General features: G+C 73.5%; 10 protein-coding genes and 1 pseudogene. 3 read left to right on the top strand and 8 right to left on the bottom strand.

What is annotated here, in order from left to right; all coding sequences use genetic code 11:
- Positions 1-4: 4 nt before the first annotated feature.
- The 8 genes and pseudogenes from OG373_RS34010 to OG373_RS33975 form a co-directional block, all read right to left on the bottom strand.
- Positions 5-664, bottom strand: a complete 660-nt coding sequence (locus tag OG373_RS34010) for a 4'-phosphopantetheinyl transferase family protein (protein WP_405442350.1) — start codon at positions 662-664, stop codon at positions 5-7.
- Entirely contained in the window at positions 664-4,602 is a 3,939-nt protein-coding gene (locus OG373_RS34005; RefSeq protein WP_405442349.1) for an amino acid adenylation domain-containing protein, read from the bottom strand. The genes OG373_RS34010 and OG373_RS34005 overlap by 1 nt, the downstream gene beginning before the upstream one ends.
- Before the next feature lie 15 nt (positions 4,603-4,617).
- Complete coding sequence (locus tag OG373_RS34000; protein WP_405442347.1) at positions 4,618-5,832, bottom strand: cytochrome P450; 1,215 nt, start codon at positions 5,830-5,832, stop codon at positions 4,618-4,620.
- A 1-nt stretch (position 5,833) separates the two neighbouring features.
- Positions 5,834-6,016 (bottom strand): annotated as a pseudogene (locus tag OG373_RS33995) (MbtH family protein); the annotation flags it as partial.
- A 66-nt stretch (positions 6,017-6,082) separates the two neighbouring features.
- Positions 6,083-6,880 (bottom strand): thioesterase II family protein, encoded by a 798-nt coding sequence (locus OG373_RS33990; RefSeq protein WP_405442345.1) that lies wholly within the window; start codon positions 6,878-6,880, stop codon positions 6,083-6,085.
- Between the two features lie 3 nt (positions 6,881-6,883).
- Positions 6,884-8,788, bottom strand: coding sequence for a non-ribosomal peptide synthetase (locus tag OG373_RS33985; protein WP_405442343.1), 1,905 nt, complete (start codon positions 8,786-8,788; stop codon positions 6,884-6,886).
- Entirely contained in the window at positions 8,785-10,296 is a 1,512-nt protein-coding gene (locus tag OG373_RS33980) for an aldehyde dehydrogenase family protein (RefSeq protein WP_405444298.1), read from the bottom strand. Before OG373_RS33980 ends, OG373_RS33985 begins: the two co-directional genes overlap by 4 nt.
- 128 nt (positions 10,297-10,424) lie before the next feature.
- The gene (locus OG373_RS33975; RefSeq protein ID WP_405442341.1) at positions 10,425-11,420 is read right to left on the bottom strand and encodes a BTAD domain-containing putative transcriptional regulator; all 996 of its coding nucleotides are present in this window, start codon (positions 11,418-11,420) and stop codon (positions 10,425-10,427) included.
- A 174-nt stretch (positions 11,421-11,594) separates the two neighbouring features.
- Between OG373_RS33975 and OG373_RS33970 the strand changes: the two genes are divergently transcribed.
- From OG373_RS33970 to OG373_RS33960, 3 genes are all read left to right on the top strand, one after another.
- Positions 11,595-13,196 carry a tryptophan halogenase family protein gene (locus OG373_RS33970; protein WP_398673160.1) on the top strand — a complete coding sequence of 534 codons (1,602 nt, stop codon included), beginning with the start codon at positions 11,595-11,597 and terminating at the stop codon, positions 13,194-13,196.
- Between the two features lie 84 nt (positions 13,197-13,280).
- Positions 13,281-13,913, top strand: a complete 633-nt coding sequence (locus OG373_RS33965; RefSeq protein ID WP_405442340.1) for a flavin reductase family protein — start codon at positions 13,281-13,283, stop codon at positions 13,911-13,913.
- A complete protein-coding gene (locus OG373_RS33960; protein ID WP_405442338.1) occupies positions 13,900-15,180 on the top strand; it encodes a cation:proton antiporter in 1,281 nt (426 codons plus the stop codon). The genes OG373_RS33965 and OG373_RS33960 overlap by 14 nt, the downstream gene beginning before the upstream one ends.
- The last annotated feature ends 42 nt before the right edge of the window (positions 15,181-15,222 follow it).

Raw genomic sequence — 15,222 nt, 5'->3', positions numbered from 1 at the left:
TCTTTCAGCCGAGCAGCCGCAGCCGCATCTCCTCGCGGGCCGCCACGCATCCGACAGCCCGCTCACCGCCCCAGTCCAGCAGCCGCCAGCCGCGCCAGCGCGGCGGCTCCTGCCCGTACACGGGAAGGTCGAGGCCGGCCGCCGTGTCGAGCGTGGCCGCCCCGACCTTGACCAGGGACTCCTTTCGTACCCACTGGCGCAGGAAGGCGCGCTGCGGGTCGTCGTCCGCCCGTACGGCGGCCAGTTCCTTCTCGCTGCAGACGGCCTCGGCCACCCGCTGGTCCAGCGGGTGGCCGTCGAGCGTCTCCACATCCACACCGACGGGGCCGTGGGCCGCGGCGGCCGCGACCCAGCCCCGGGCGTGGGCGAGGCTGACGCCGGTACCGGGTGCCTCGACGAGCCGCGGCCTGCCGTGCGGCCGGTCGCAGCTGCCACAGCTCTGAACGACGGTGAGGCTCTGCGCCGGGCGGCCCAGGAGCCGCCCGGCGCAGAGCCGGACCAGTGCGTGTGCGGCCAGGAAGTCGTCCCGGTCGCCGGCCGACCGGAGGGTACCGGCCCGGTCCAGTTCGGTACGGGTCAGCAGCTCCCGTACGTCCCCGGCCGCGGCCAGCACCGCTCCGGTCGGCCCGGCCAGCGCGAGACCGGCCGGTGCGGCAGCGGCCATCAGTGCCTGCGGCGCAGCACCGCGTAGTAGCCGGGCAGCCGCAGGGCGTCGGAGTCCGACTGGGGGTCGATCGCGTGCAGTTCTATCGCCTCGTCCTCCACGACCTCCCAGGCGTCCGCGCCGAACGCCTCGGCCAGTTCGGGCCGGGTGAAGCGGTGCGAGTGCCGGACACCGGCCGCCTCCAGCGGGCCGACCAGGTCCTCGGCGCGGCCGCGCTTGCCGCCGACGAAGCCGAGGTAGCCGAAGGAGTTGCTGGAGTAGTCGGGCTCGTGGACGATCAGCGTGCCCTCGCTGCCGAGCAGGCGGTCGGCGACGGCGGCGAGGCGGGCCCGGGCGTCGCTGTCCAGGACGTGGAAGACACCACGGACGAAGATGTTGTACGGCCCCTCCCCCAGGACGGCGGCCTGCTCGGCGTCGGTCATGTCGATCGCCAGGTAGTCGACGTTCGGCACGCCCTCGGCCTCGCGCCTGGCGTGCTCGATGGCGCTGGCCGAGACGTCGACACCGATGACCGAGGGGTAGTGCGGGGCGAGTTCGCGGCTGTAGCGGCCGTTGCCGCAGCCCAGGTCGATGACCGGCAGGCCGCTGCGGAAGTGGCGCTGCGCCTGGCCCAGGAGCCAGTGGAACTCCTCGCCGCTGTCGGCGTCCCAGATGACGTCGCCGCCACGGCCCGTGCGCCGGATCCCGGCCCAGTACCGCTCCCAGGCGTCACCGGTGTCGCGCTCCTCCGCCTTTCCGGCGGCGGCGCTCTCGTCGCCGGGCGGCGGGGAGTGGCGCTCCCAGACCTCGTCCTCGCCGAGGGCCTCCAGCAGGCCGGTGAACTCCTCGAACATGGCGTCGATGAGTCCGTCGGGGTAGACGGCGGGCAGGAAGTCCCAGTTGAAGGTGAGGCCGTCGGGCTTCTCGAAGACCTGGAAGTCGAGGGAGACCTGCGGGGTCTGGGAGATGCCGTAGACGGGCGCGCCCAGTTCGGTCTCCTCGTACTGCGGCGGGTGGCCGGCCAGGCTGGTCATCACCACGGGCATGGCCGGGGCGAGGGAGCCGCGCAGCTTGGTCAGCTCGCGCAGCACCTGCACACCGCTGAAGTAGCGGTGCTCCAGGTCGGCCCAGAGCCGGCGCTGGACGGCCTGGGCCCGTCCGGCGAAGGTGCTGTCCGTCTGTTCGACGGCGAGCAGCAGGGTGGTCGTGGTGTCCGCGAGCAGCGCGTTGACCTGCGGGTGCAGCGGAAGGCGGTTGAACAGCGGGAAGTTGATGGTGAACCGGGCCTGTCCGGCGGCCCTGCCGAGTACCTCGGCGTAGGCGGCGGCCAGCACCCCGGACGGGGTGACCTCGCGGGCGTGCGCCCGCTCCTGGATCCGGGTCCACAGCTCCGGGGCGACGACATGGCTGCGGCGCTCGAAGCGGACCGGGAGCTCGGGGGCGTCGGCCGGGCGCTCCGGCAGCTCGGGGGCGGGCGGGAGGGTGGCGAGGCGGTCGCGCCAGTACCACTCGGAGCGTCGGTAGAGCTCGCTGTCGCGCAGCGAGTTCCCGACGGCGAGGACGTAGTCGCGGAAGGTCAGCTCCAGCGGGGCGAGTTCCGCGCCGGGTTCCACGTAGTAGGTGACCAGGTCCGGGATGAGGACCTGGAAGTAGCTCCAGGCGTCGGCGACGAGGAAGTCCAGGCAGAGGTGGATCCGGGCCCGGCCGCCGCCGAGGAGGCTGATCCGTACGTCGAACAGCGGCCAGCTGTCGGCGTCGAGGACCTGGTGGGACAGCCGCTCGCGCAGCGCGGCCAGCTCGGCCCCCCGGGTCTCCTCGTCGAGGCCGCCGAAGTCGGTGACGGGGATCTCGTACGCCGGGACCTCCTCGAACACCTGCTGCGTGCCGTCGGGCAGGACGCGGGTGCGCAGCGCGTCGTGGCGTTCGACGAGCCGGCGCCAGGCGCCCTCGAAGCGGGCCACGTCGAGCTGCTCGCTCTCCCACTCGAAGTAGCCGTGGCAGCCGACGTTGCCGAGTTCGACGAGCCCGCCGCGGCCGATCCACAGCGCCTGCTGGCTCTCGGTGAGCGGGAAGGGCTCGAAGCGGGCGGCGGGGTCGGGGACGATCGCGGGGAGTCCGCCGAAGGAGCCGCGGCCGCCGGTGCGTTCGGTGGTGACGAGGGTGGCGAGCTCGGCGACCGTGGGGCAGGTGGAGAGGTCGGAGAGGCTGAGCTCGACGCTGTAGCGGCGGCGGATCTCGTCGATCAGCTGGAAGGCCAGCAGCGAATGCCCGCCCAGCTCGAAGAAGTTGTCGTGGATACCGACGCCGTCGGTGCGGAAGGCCTCGGCCCACAGCCGGCTCAGGCCGTCCTCGACCTCGTTGCGGGGGGCCTCGTAGCCGGCTCCGACCGCGTCGCGGCCCTCGGGGGGCTCGGGCAGGCTGCGCCGGTCGACCTTGCCGTTGGGCAGCCGCGGGAGTACGGGCAGCACGACGACGGTGGCGGGGACCATGTAGTAGGGCAGGGTGCGGGCCACGTCGGCGCGTACCGCGGCGGAGTCCGGTTCGGCCGCGCCGGCCGGGGACACGTAGGCGATGAGCCGCTTGTCGCCCGGTCCGCGCTCCTGGGTGACGACGACGGCCTCGGCGATGTCGTCGAGCCGTGCGATGTGCGTCTCCACCTCGCCGAGCTCCACGCGGAAGCCGCGGATCTTCACCTGGGAGTCGGAGCGGCCGAGGAGTTCCACGGCGCCGTCCTCGCGGCGGCGGGCGAGGTCGCCGGTGTCGTAGAGCACCGGGTGCGGGTCGTCGGCGACGAAGTTGGGGTGGAACTTCGCGCCGGTGAGCTCGGGGCGGCCGTGGTAGCCGGCGGCGACGCCGGCGCCGGAGACGTGCAGTCGGCCGACCTCGCCCTCGGGCACCGGGCTGCCGTCCTCGTCCAGGAGGTGCACGCGCAGGTTGGCGATGGGCACGCCGACCGGGACCTGGCGGGTGGCGCGGACCTCGTCGGAGGTGGCCTGGCTGGTGAAGTCGATACCGGCGCCGAGGTCCAGGCAGGACAGGACGTTGGTGGTCTCGGTGGTGCCGTAGGTCATCACGACGCGGAACGGGGTGTCGACGGGCGGCCAGCTGTGGACGCGCTCGGCCGTGGTCACCAGGATCCGCAGCGCGGTGTCCGCGGGCCAGTCCAGGCCCCACGCGGGCTCGGCCAGGGCCGCCACCAGCATGGTGTGGGTGATGCCCTCGCCGGCCAGCCAGTCGCGGATCTGCTCGGGGGTCTGCGCCTGTCCGGCCTCGGGGATGTGGATCGCCGCCCCGGCGGGCAGGTAGGCCAGCCACTCCATGATCTGGACGGCGAAGCCGGGGGTGGACATCCAGGAGGCGCGGTCGCCGGGGCGGACCCCGTACGCGCGGGTGGTCCAGTGCACGAGGTTGGTGAGCGCGCCGTGCCGCTCCAGTACGGCCTTGGGGGTGCCGGTGGAGCCGGAGGTGTAGATGAGGTGGCTGACGGTGTCGGGTCCGGTGACGACCGCGGGCGCGGTGTCCGGCTGCCCCTGCCCGGCCGTGGCGACCTCGGCCCGGGGGACGTCCTCGGGTATCCGGCGGCCGAGGTCTGCGGGGGTGAGGACCAGCAGCGGGGCGGCGTCGGAGATCATCGCCGCGAGCCGGTCGTCGGGGTTGACCGGGTCGAGGGCGACGATCGCGGCGCCCGTCTTGAGGATGGCGAGGGAGCCGATGACGTATTCGGCGCTGCGCGGGTAGCAGAGGCCCACGCGGGTGCCGGCGGCGGCTCCGCGGGCGATCAGCGCGTGCGCCAGCCGGTTGGTGGCGGCCTCCAGTTCGGCGTAGGTCCAGTGGCGGTCGCCCTGTGCGAGGGCGGTGGCCCGGGGGGTGCGGGCAGCCTGTTCGGCGAGGAGCTCCGGATACCCGGTGGTGGGGAACGCGGCGTCCGAACGGTTGAAGTCGACGAGTGCGGTGGTCACAGTGCGGGCCCTTTCTTACTTCGCGAAGGCTCGGCTGCGCAGCAGCCGCACGGGGAGACTGTTGATCCCCCAGGTGAAGTTGGAGGAGTTGAAGGTGACGGGTCCGGTCAGTTCGAAGCCGTCGAGCACGCCGAGCATCTCGGTGAGCAGGGCGCCGAGTTCGAACCGGGCCAGACGCGCGCCGAGGCACAGGTGGCGGCCGTGCCCGAAGGCGACGTGCCGGTTGGGGCGGCGGTCGACCCGGAAGGAGTGCGGGTCGGCGAAGACGTCCTCGTCGCGGTTGGCCGAGACGTTCCACAGCGTCACCCGGGCGCCCTCGGCCACCGGGATCCCGTTGATCTCGGTGTCGCGGACGGCGGTGCGCAGGGCGTGCACCCCGGGGGTGGTCCAGCGCAGGATCTCCTCGACCGCCGGGGCGATGCCGCCTGGGCCGAGGCCTCGCAGCAGCCGCCACTGGTCGGGGTGTTCGGCGAACATGTGGACCGCGCCGGCCGCCGAGTAGCGGGTGGTCTCGTTGGCCCCGGAGAGCACCCCGTTGAGGTTGAAGACGATCTCGTGGTCGCTGAGCGGCCGTTCGACGCCGTCGCCCTCGTCCACCAGGGTGTCGTGGGCTATCTGGCTGACCAGGTCGTCGCCGGGGCGTGCCCGGCGCTCGGCGAGCAGTTCGATGAAGTAGAGGAAGATCTCCGAGTGCGCGTTGGTGCGTACCTCGTCGTCCGGGGAGTCGAAGGCGTCGGTGGTCAGGGCGCCGATCCAGGCCCAGTCGGCGCGCGGGATGCCCATCATGGCGCAGACGACCCGGTTGGGGAGCTGCTTGGCGAGGTCGATGAAGTTCAGTTCGTCGTCCTCGGCGGCCTCGGTCACCAGCTCGCCGACCACCTTCTCGACCATCGCCTCCAGGCGCGGCATCTGCTGCGGCCCGAAGGCCTGGTGGAGGGCTCGCTTGAGGCGGGTGTGGTGGGGGACGTCGGAGACGATGAGCATGCGCTGGGCGACGGCGGCGACGGCCGCCGGGTCGCTGCCGAGGCGCATCCCGCGGGCCGAGCTGAAGGTGTCGCTGTCGGCGTAGACCTCTTTGATGTCGCGGTGCCGGCTCAGCACCCAGAAGCCGCCGTCGTCGCTGCCGGGCTCGGGGTGCCAGTGGACGGGCGAGTTGGCGCGCAGCCAGGTGAAGGTGGGCCAGAAGTCGTTGCGGCCGAAGGGGCCCGGGTCGAGCAGGTCGATCTCCATCTCAGGCTCCTCGCAGGCTGAGCGGGCGGGTGTCGGGCCATTGGGCGTCCACGAAGCCGGCGCACTCGTCCTCGGTGCCGTCGAACCCGGCGGGCGTCCAGCCGTCGGGGGTCTCGCGTGTGGCGGGGTACAGCGCGTACTGCCCCTCGTGGTTCACGAGAACCTGGTGGGTGGTGGGCACGGTGTCCTCCGGACTCGGGCGGGTGTGGGCGGTTCGGACGGGCGGCGGGACGGGCGGTCGGGCGGGCGGTCAGGAGTCGGTCGTGGTGGGGGCGGTCGTGGTGGGGGTGGTCGTGGTGGGGGTGGGCGCGGGGGAATCGGCGCCCGCGCCGCGCAGCAGGGCGGTCAGCTGGTCCAGTACGGGCTGCGGGCGGCGCAGTACGGCGTGGTGGCCGCCCGTGGTGGTGTGCCGGGTGAAGGCGGAGGTGGTGACCGCGGCCCAGCCGTCCAGCTCCCGGGAGCTGACGGTCTCGTCGCCGTCGGCCCCCCAGGCGTGGACGGGCATGCCGAGGCGCACGCCCGGCTTGTGGACGTAGCTCAGGGAGAGTTGGGCGTCCTTGCGGAGCATCGCGACCATCAGGGCGCGGGTGTCCTCGTCGAGGAGCCGGGGGTCGAGGTCGGCCGTGTCGAAGAGCTTGTCCAGCTCCTCGCCGTTGTCGACGATGCCGCGGCCGGCGCCGTCCCAGTGACCGGGGGCCCGGCAGCCGCTGACCACCAGGGCCCGCGGGGGGACCCGGCGGGAGACCTCGTAGCCGAGGAGGCCGCCGAAGCTGTGACCGAAGACGATCAGCGGCCGGCCGTCGGCGACGATGTCCCGCAACTGCGCGGCGATGGCTTCGACGGCCTCGTCGAAGGTCTCCGGCATCGGCTCCCGCCAGCGGTTCTCCCGGCCCGGCAGCTGTACGCCGTACACCTGGGCGGTGCCCGCCAGCGCGGGCTGCCAGGAGCGGAACTGCTGGCAGCCGGCCCCGGCGGGCGGCAGGCAGAGCAGGACGGGCAGGGACCCGTCCGCGGGGTCGTTCGTCCAGGTGGAGATCCAGGCGCCCATGGCTCAGGCCCCTTCGGCGGCGTCTTCGGCCGTCTCGGCGGCGGACGCCTCCCGCTCGGCGGCGAGCCGGTCGAGTTCGGCGGCGACGTGCGCGGCCGTCGGCTCGGCCAGCAGCGCGCCGAGGCCGACGCGCAGTCCGGTCACGCGGCGCAGCTCCGACACGGCGCGGGCGGCGGCCAGGGAGTGGCCGCCCAGATCGAAGAAGTCCGCGTCGGGTCCGGGGATCTCGGTGGCGAGCACGTCGGCCCAGACGGCCATCACGATGCGCTCGCTGGTGCTCGCGCCGGCGCCCGGGGCCACCGGCTGCGCGGTGGCGGCCGATTCGGGCGCCGCCAGGGCCTTGGCCAGCGCCTCGCGGTCCGCCTTTCCGGTGCTCAGGGTCGGGATCCGGTCGAGCACCCGGACCGTACCGGGCACGGCGGCGGCGGGCAGCTGCTTGCGGCAGCGTTCCACGACCAGGGCGGCGAGGCCCGCCGGGTCGGCGCCGGGGGCCGCGACCACGGCGAGGCCGAGGGTCTGCCCGGAGGCGAGCGGGCAGCAGGCCGCGGCGACGACCTCGGGAAGTTCGGCGGCGATCCGCTCCACCTCGCCCAGTTCGATGCGGTGGCCGCGGATCTTCACCTGGTCGTCGCGGCGGCCCCGGTACTCCAGTTCGCCGCTCGGGCGGCGGACGACCACGTCCCCGGTGCGGTACATACGTGTGCCGCCGCCCTGGAACGGATCGGGCAGGAAGCGGCTCGCGGTGAGTCCGGGACGGCCCCGGTAGCCGCGGGCGACGGCGGGGCCGCCGAGATAGAGCTCGCCCTCGGCCCCGGCGGGCACCGGGCGGAGCTCCTCGTCCAGCACGTAGGCCCGGTAGCCGGGCAGCGGTCGTCCGATGGTGGTCACGTCGTCCCCTCGTCGGCTGTCGGCCCAGGTCGCGGCGATGGTCACCTCGGTCGGCCCGTAGACGTTGAGCAGCCGGCGGCCACGGGAGAACCGTTCGGCGAGTGCGGCCGGGCATGCCTCCCCTGCAACCACGACCACCTCGGCGGTGTCGATGCCGCCGCCGTGGGCCGCGAGCAGCGACGGGGTGAGGGACACGGTGCGCAGGCCTGCGGGCAGGGGGTCGCGGCCCTCTGCGGCGGCCTGGCGCAGCCCGTCCAGGGAGAGGTCGGCGAGGGCCACGCCCTGGCCGTGCGTCAGGTAGAGCAGGGTGCACCAGAGCCAGCCGTCGAAGGCGGGCGAGACGGCGTTGAGGCCGAGCCCGCCGGGCGGCAGGCCGAGGCCGCCGAGGGCGTCGACGAAGGTGTCCAGGCCCCGGTAGGTGACCTCGACCCCCTTGGGGCGGCCGGTGGTTCCGGAGGTGTAGATGAGGTACGCGCAGCTGTCGGGGGCGGGTACGGACACCGCGAGCGCGCCGGGGGCGCTGCGGCGGATGTCGGCGGGGGCCAGCAGGGTGATCCCGCCGGGCTCCAGCCCGGTGGGCAGTTCGGGGGCGACCAGTACGCCGGCTCCGGCGTCGCGCAGGACGCGGCCGAGGCGCTCGACGGGATGCGCGGGGTCCAGGGGGACGGCGGTCGCGCCGAGGCTCCAGACGGCGAGCAGGGCGGGCACGCTCTCCCGGGACCGGCCGAGCAGCAGCCCGACGGAGGTCTCGGGGCCGACTCCGGCTGCGGCGAGCGCGGTGGCGTACCGGGCGGTGCGGGCGGTGAGCGCCGCGTAGGTGAGGGTGCCGTCGAGGGCCTTGACGGCGGTCTCGTTCGGCTGTTCGCGGGTCCACCGTTCCAGGCGGGCGAACAGCGGCGGGAGTGCGCCGTCGGCCGGTCCGGCGGGGGCGGGTTCCGCCCGGGCCGCGCGGGGCGGTGCGTCGTCGGCCGGTACGCGCGGGGCGGTGGCCCCGGCGGACTCGGCGTGCCGGTCGGTCATCCGTCGTTCCTCTCGGTGTCCGCGGGGCGGGCGGCCGCGGTGGCCCGCAGCCGCGGGCCGACCACCTGGCTCCCCGCGCCCTGCGGGAGCTGCATCGACTTGGTCTCCAGGAAGGCCTCCAGTCCGGCGGCGCCGCACTCGCGCCCGATCCCGGACTGCTTGAACCCGCCGAACGGGGCGGCCGGGTTGAACTGGCCGCCGTTCACGTCCACCAGGCCGGAGCGGAAGCGCCGGGCGACGCGTTCGGCGCGGGCGCCGTCGCCGGACCAGACCGCGCCGTGCAGCCCGTAGCGGGTGCCGTTGACGATCCGGACCGCCTGGTCCTCGTCGTCGTAGGGAATGACGGAGAGCACCGGCCCGAAGATCTCCTCCTGACCGATGGTGCTCAGCGGGTCCACGTCGGCGAAGATCGTCGGCTGCACGTAGTAGCCGGTGTCCAGGCCGGCGGGCCGGTCGGGTCCGCCGCGGACCAGGCGGCCGGCGCCCTCGTCGATGCCGCGCCGGATGTGGCCGGTGACGCGGGCGTGCGCGGCCGCGGACACCAGCGGGCCGAGGTCGGTGGCGGGGTCGCGCGGGTCCCCGGTCACGTACCCGGCCATGGCCTCGCCGGCGAGCCGCACGGCCTCGTCCTGCCGGTCCCGGGGCACCAGCAGACGGCTCCACTGCAGGCAGGTCTGGCCGGTGTTGAAGAGCATCTGGTCGACGGTGGCGGCCACGGCCGCGGCGAGGTCGGCGTCGTCGAGGACCAGGCTGGCGTTCTTCCCGCCGAGTTCGAGGTGGACGCGCTTGACGCCGTCGGCGCCGAGTGCGGAGACCTCGCGGCCGGCCCGGGTGGAACCGGTCAGGGAGACCACGTCGACCAGCGGGTGGGTGACGAGTGCCGTGCCGACGGCGGCGCCGGTGCCGACCACCATGTTGAAGACGCCGGGCGGCAGATCGGCCTCGGCGATCGCCTCGGCGAGCAGCCGGGCGTGCAGCGGGGTGATCTCGCTCGGCTTGTGCACGACGGTGCAGCCGGCGGCGAGCGCGGGAAGGATCTTCTGCACGGTGAGCAGCAGGGGGGTGTTCCACGGGGTGACGCACGCGGCCACTCCGGCGGCCTCGCGCACGACGAGGGAATGGCCGACGCGCTCCTCGAAGGTGTAGGAGGCGGCGGTCTCGACGCAGTGCGCCGCCATGCCGAGGGAGAGCCCGACATGGGTCTGGCGGGCCATCCGGGCGGGCGCCCCCACCTCGGCCGTGATGATCGCGGCGAAGCGGTCGGCCCGGACCTCCATGGCCTCGACGACCCGGCGCAGCAGTGCGGTGCGCTCGCGCAGCGGGGTGCCGGCCCAGCGCGGGAACGCGGCCGCGGCGGCGCGCGCGGCGAGGTCGGCGTCCCGGGCGGTGCCCGCGGGCACGGTGGCCAGGGCGCGCTCGGTGGCGGGGTCGGTGACGACCAGGCGGCCGTCGGCGTCGGAGGCGACCCAGGCGCCGCCGATCCACTGGTCGGTGTAACGGGGCGGCAGGGCCGCCGCATCGGGCTCGACCCCGGTCGGTCTGGAGTCCTGTGGCTCGGTCGGCACGGTCAGCACGGTCACGGTGGGGTCCTCACTCGGTCACGGAATCACGGGCTCGCTGAACAGCTGGGTCGGTGTCACGCGGTCGCCTGGTCGGCCGCGCGGGCCAGGGCGGCCGCGGCCCGGTTGTCGGGCCTGGCCCGCCGTACGGGGCGGGCCAGGACGGTCGTACGGGCGTCCGGGCTCCACGCGGGGGTCCCGGCCCGGCGGGCCGCGGGCCGCAGCGCACGGACGGTGGCGGGCGGGGCTCCGGTCCCGGCGGAGGCGGTGGGAGCGACGGCGCGGGCGGCGGCCGGGAGCAGGGTGGCGAGCAGCCGCTGGGTCTCCGGTTCGGGTGCCACGGCCAGCTCGTCGCGCATCCGGCGGGCGCACAGCTCGTACCAGCGTCGTACGCAGGCCAGTTCACCGCGTCGGCCGTGCGCGGTCATCAGTGCGCGGTAGGTCTCCTCGTGGTGGCGGTCGATCTCCAGCGTGCGCCTGCAGACCTCGATGAGCTCGACGAAGTCCTCGCGGGCCTCGGCGTCGGCGCGCAGTACGCCCAGGGCCCGCAGGGCGAGCGCCCTGAGGTACTCGCGCTGTTCGACGACCCAGTCGGCGCTCTCGCCGCGCAGGAACTCGCCGCCGTAGAGGGCGAGTGCCGCCCGCAGCCGGGTGCGGGCGAGCGGGGCGTCGCCGGCCGCGGCGGCCCGGAGCCCGGTGTGCACCAGTTCCTGGAAGCGGTCGAGGTCGGACCAGAGCCCCGTGATGTGCAGGACGTAGCCGAAGTCGCGGTAGACCAGCCGGATCCCGGAGTCGCCGGGGCGGTCGGGGTGGGCGTCGAGCACCCGGCGCAGTGCGTGGGCGGCGACCTTGAGGGAGCTGCCCGCGGCGGCGTCGGCGCCGGGCCACAGGGAGGCGTAGAGCCGGTCGCGGGTGAGCATCTGGCCGCGGTGGACCACGAGGTACTGGAACAGGCCACGGGCCTTGCCGGCCCGCCAGCGCTGGACGGGAGTGCCGTTGACGGTCAGCTCGAAGTCGCCCAGGAAGCGGACCCGTACCGCCGGCCCCGCTGTCCCGTTCGCTGCGGTGGTCATCGCGTCCTCCCGGTGGTTTTCAGCCTGCCGCTCTGCCTGCGAGGAGTGTGTCCGGGGGGTCTACGACGGCCCTACAACGGCCGGATCGCATCGGTGTAGAGCGGTGATAGGGCGGCTTTCGACACTGATGAGCACGACCACCCGAACCGCCGAATCCGAAATGAGGGCTGTTTCATGACCAGCAGCGACACCCGGCTTCAGAAGGTCGTCATCCTGGGCGGCGGCACGGCCGGCTGGATGACGGCCGCATACCTCGGAAAGGCGCTGCAGGGAACGGTCGACATCACCGTGCTCGAAGCGCCGTCGATCCCGCGCATCGGTGTCGGCGAGGCCACCGTGCCCAATCTGCAGCGCTCCTTCTTCGACTACCTGGGCATCGCCGAGGACGAGTGGATGCGGGAGTGCAACGCGAGCTTCAAGATGGCCGTGCGCTTCGTCAACTGGCGGACCGACGGGCAGGGCGAGTCGACGGCGCGCGAGCTGCCGGGCGGCGGCCCCGACCACTTCTACCACCCCTTCGGGCTGCTGCCCGACTACGACCAGACCCCGCTGTCGCACTACTGGTTCAAGCGCAAGTACGAGGGCCGCACCACCGAGCCGTTCGACTACGCCTGCTTCCGCGAGCCCCCCGTGATGGACGCCATGAAGGCCCCGCGCTGGCTCGACGGCCGTCCGGCCACCCGGTACGCCTGGCACTTCGACGCCCAGCTCGTGGCCGACTTCCTGCGCCGCTTCAGCACCGAGAAGCAGGGCGTGAACCACGTTCAGGACGAGATGGTGCGCGTCGAGCAGGACGACCGCGGCTACGTGACCACGCTGCACACCAAGGGCGGACTGGCGCTGGACGCCGATCTGTTCGTGGACTGCTCGGGCTTCCGCGGCCTGCTGATCAACCAGGCGATGGAGGAGCCCTTCATCGACATGAGCGACCACCTGCTGTGCGACAGCGCGGTGGCGACGGCGGTCCCGCACGACGACGAGGCGAACGGTGTGGAGCCGTACACCTCGGCGATCGCCATGTCGTCCGGCTGGGCCTGGAAGATCCCCATGCTGGGTCGCTTCGGCACCGGCTACGTGTACTCCAGCAAGTTCACCGACCAGGACACCGCCACCCGCGAGTTCGCGGACATGTGGGGCCTGGACGTGGAGGAGACGAAGTTCAACCACATCCGCTTCCGCGTGGGCCGCAACCGCCGGGCGTGGGTGAAGAACGTCGTGAGCATCGGCCTGTCCTCCTGCTTCCTGGAGCCCCTGGAGTCGACCGGCATCTACTTCATCACCGCCGCCATCTACCAGCTGGCCAAGCACTTCCCGGACAAGACCTTCAACGAGGGTCTGGTCAACAGCTTCAACCACGAGATCGAGGTGATGTTCGACGACACCCGCGACTTCATCCAGGCGCACTTCTTCTACGCGCCGCGCAACGACACGCCGTTCTGGCAGGCCAACAAGAAGCTGACCCTCCCCGACAACATCCAGCAGAAGATCTCCGCCTACAAGGCCGGCCTGCCCATCAACTCGCCGATCACCGACGAGTCGACGTACTACGGCAACTTCGAGGCCGAGTTCCGCAACTTCTGGACCAACGGCAGCTACTACTGCATCTTCGCGGGCCTCGGCCTGGAGCCGGACGCCCCGCTGCCCTCCCTGGCGCACCGCCCGGACTCGGTGGCCGGTGCCGAACCACTCTTCGACACGGTCAAGCGCCAGCAGCAGAATCTGCTGGAGACCCTGCCGAGTGCCTACGACTACCTGCGCCAACTGCACGGCGCGTAAGGCCCACCGCTCCAACGGCCCGGCAGCACGGCTCTTTCGCCGGCTGCCGGGCCGCAGTTGCTTCAGCCACCTCAGGAGTCAGACATGCCCCAACGCTCCGTGCCCCACCCCGCCGCACCGGACGAGTCGGCCGGGGGCCTGCCTGCGGACATCCGTCCCTTCATGGCCGCCTTCCCCACCGGGGTGTCCGTCGTCACCACCCTGGATTCCGATTCCGTGCCGCACGGCCTGACCTGCACCTCCCTCGCGAGCGTCGCCCTCGCACCGGCGACCCTCGTGGTGTGCATACGAGCCGCGAGCCCGACCCTCGCTGTGCTGCTCGCCGAGGGCCACTTCGCGCTCAACCTGCTGCACGAGCGGGCCCGCGGCACCTCGGACCTGTTCGCCTCCGGGGCGCCCGACCGCTTCGACCGCATCGAGTGGCGGCTGCCGCTGGGGGCGGGCGGACCGCACCTGACGGCGGACGCCCACGCCGTCGCGGACTGCGCCGTGGTCAGAACCGTCGGCTTCGGGGACCACACGGCCGTCTTCGCCGAGGTCCGGCGGGTGACCGTGCGCGACGACCGGCAGCCGCTGCTCTACGGGCTGCGCCGCTACGCCCCCTGGTCCGCGGCGGCCGCCGCCCCCCAGCCGGCCGCGCAGCCGGCCCCGCACCGCGGCCTGCCCGGCACCCTGCGACCCGCCGCGCCCGAAGGAGGTACCCGTGTCGTCCGCTGACCCGCTGCCCGCCCTGCTGGTCGCCGTTCCGGTGGTGATCCTGGCGAGCCAGGTGGGGGCCGCCGTCTGCCGCCGGTTCGGGCAGCCCCCGGTGGTGGGCGAGATCGCCACCGGCATCCTGCTGGGCCCCTCGCTGCTGGGCTGGCTCTGGCCGCAGGCCCAGCACGCGCTCTTCCCGCCGTCCGTGCTGCCGTACACCTCGGTGCTCGGGCAGCTCGGGCTGCTCGCCTTCATGTTCCTGGTCGGGCTGGAGCTGGACCTGGGGAGCCTGCGCGGTCACACCCGGGTCGCGGTGGCGGTGAGCCAGGCGGGCATGCTGCTGCCGCTGACCCTGGGCGCACTGCTCGCCCTCGCGATGTACGACGGGTTCGCCCCCGAGGGGGTGGGCCGGATGCCGTTCACCCTGTTCATGGCGGTGGCCATGAGCATCACCGCGTTCCCGGTCCTCGCCCGGATCCTCATCGACCGGGGCCTGTACGGGACCCCGCTCGGCGCCCTCGCCATGGCCTGCGCGGCCGTGGACGATGTCGTCGCGTGGTGCCTGCTGGCGCTGGTGGTGGCCCTCTCGACGGCCGGGTCCCCGATGGAGGCGGCCACCACGGCCGGGCTCGCCGTGGCCTTCACCCTGGTGATGCTGTACGCGGTGCGACCGCTCCTGGCCCGCTGGGCGGCCCGTGTGGACCGCGGCGGGGACGCGGCGGTCCTCGTGGCGATCTTCAGCGGGCTGAGCCTGTCCGCGCTGGCCACGGACCTGATCGGCGTGCACGCGCTGTTCGGGGCGTTCCTGTTCGGGGTGATCACCCCGCGCACCGGGCAGCGCATCGAGGCTTCGGCGGCCCGGCTGCGCGCGTTCACGGTGCCCGTGCTGCTGCCCCTGTTCTTCGTGCACACGGGGCTGCGTACGGACATCGGGGGCCTGACGGCCTCGCCGGAACTGTGGCTGTGGACGGCCGCCATCCTCTTCGTCGCCTTCCTCGGAAAGTGGGGCGGCGCGACGGGTGCGGCGCGCGCCTGTGGAAGACCGTGGCGGGAGGCCCTGTCGATCGGCGCCCTCATGAACTGCCGGGGGCTGACCGAGCTGGTCGTGCTCAACGTCGGGCTGGAACTCGGTGTCATCGGGCCGCAGCTGTTCACCATGCTGGTGCTGATGGCCCTGGTGACGACGGCCGTCACCAGCCCGGCCCTGACCCGGCTGCGCGCGGGGAAGGAGGTGGACCCCCGGGCCCCGGTGAAGGCAGAGCCCGAGAACGCCCTCTCCGGTCCCTGACGGCCGGCGACCGGTACCGGGCCGGAGGGGAGTCGTCCGACG

The organism is Streptomyces avidinii, assembly GCF_045161815.1.
Taxonomy (GTDB): Bacteria; Actinomycetota; Actinomycetes; order Streptomycetales; family Streptomycetaceae; genus Streptomyces; species Streptomyces avidinii.
This window is presented reverse-complemented; position numbering and strand designations above follow the sequence as displayed.

What these genes read in the sequence shown, in the direction of transcription:
- OG373_RS34000 (WP_405442347.1), bottom strand. Translation starts at nt 5,832, where the DNA reads ATGGAGATCGACCTGCTCGACCCGGGCCCCTTCGGCCGCAACGACTTC.
- OG373_RS33985 (WP_405442343.1), bottom strand. Translation starts at nt 8,788, where the DNA reads ATGACCGACCGGCACGCCGAGTCCGCCGGGGCCACCGCCCCGCGCGTA.
- OG373_RS34010 (WP_405442350.1), bottom strand. Translation starts at nt 664, where the DNA reads ATGGCCGCTGCCGCACCGGCCGGTCTCGCGCTGGCCGGGCCGACCGGA.
- OG373_RS33965 (WP_405442340.1), top strand. Translation starts at nt 13,281, where the DNA reads ATGCCCCAACGCTCCGTGCCCCACCCCGCCGCACCGGACGAGTCGGCC.
- OG373_RS33975 (WP_405442341.1), bottom strand. Translation starts at nt 11,420, where the DNA reads ATGACCACCGCAGCGAACGGGACAGCGGGGCCGGCGGTACGGGTCCGC.
- OG373_RS33970 (WP_398673160.1), top strand. Translation starts at nt 11,595, where the DNA reads ATGACCAGCAGCGACACCCGGCTTCAGAAGGTCGTCATCCTGGGCGGC.
- OG373_RS33990 (WP_405442345.1), bottom strand. Translation starts at nt 6,880, where the DNA reads ATGGGCGCCTGGATCTCCACCTGGACGAACGACCCCGCGGACGGGTCC.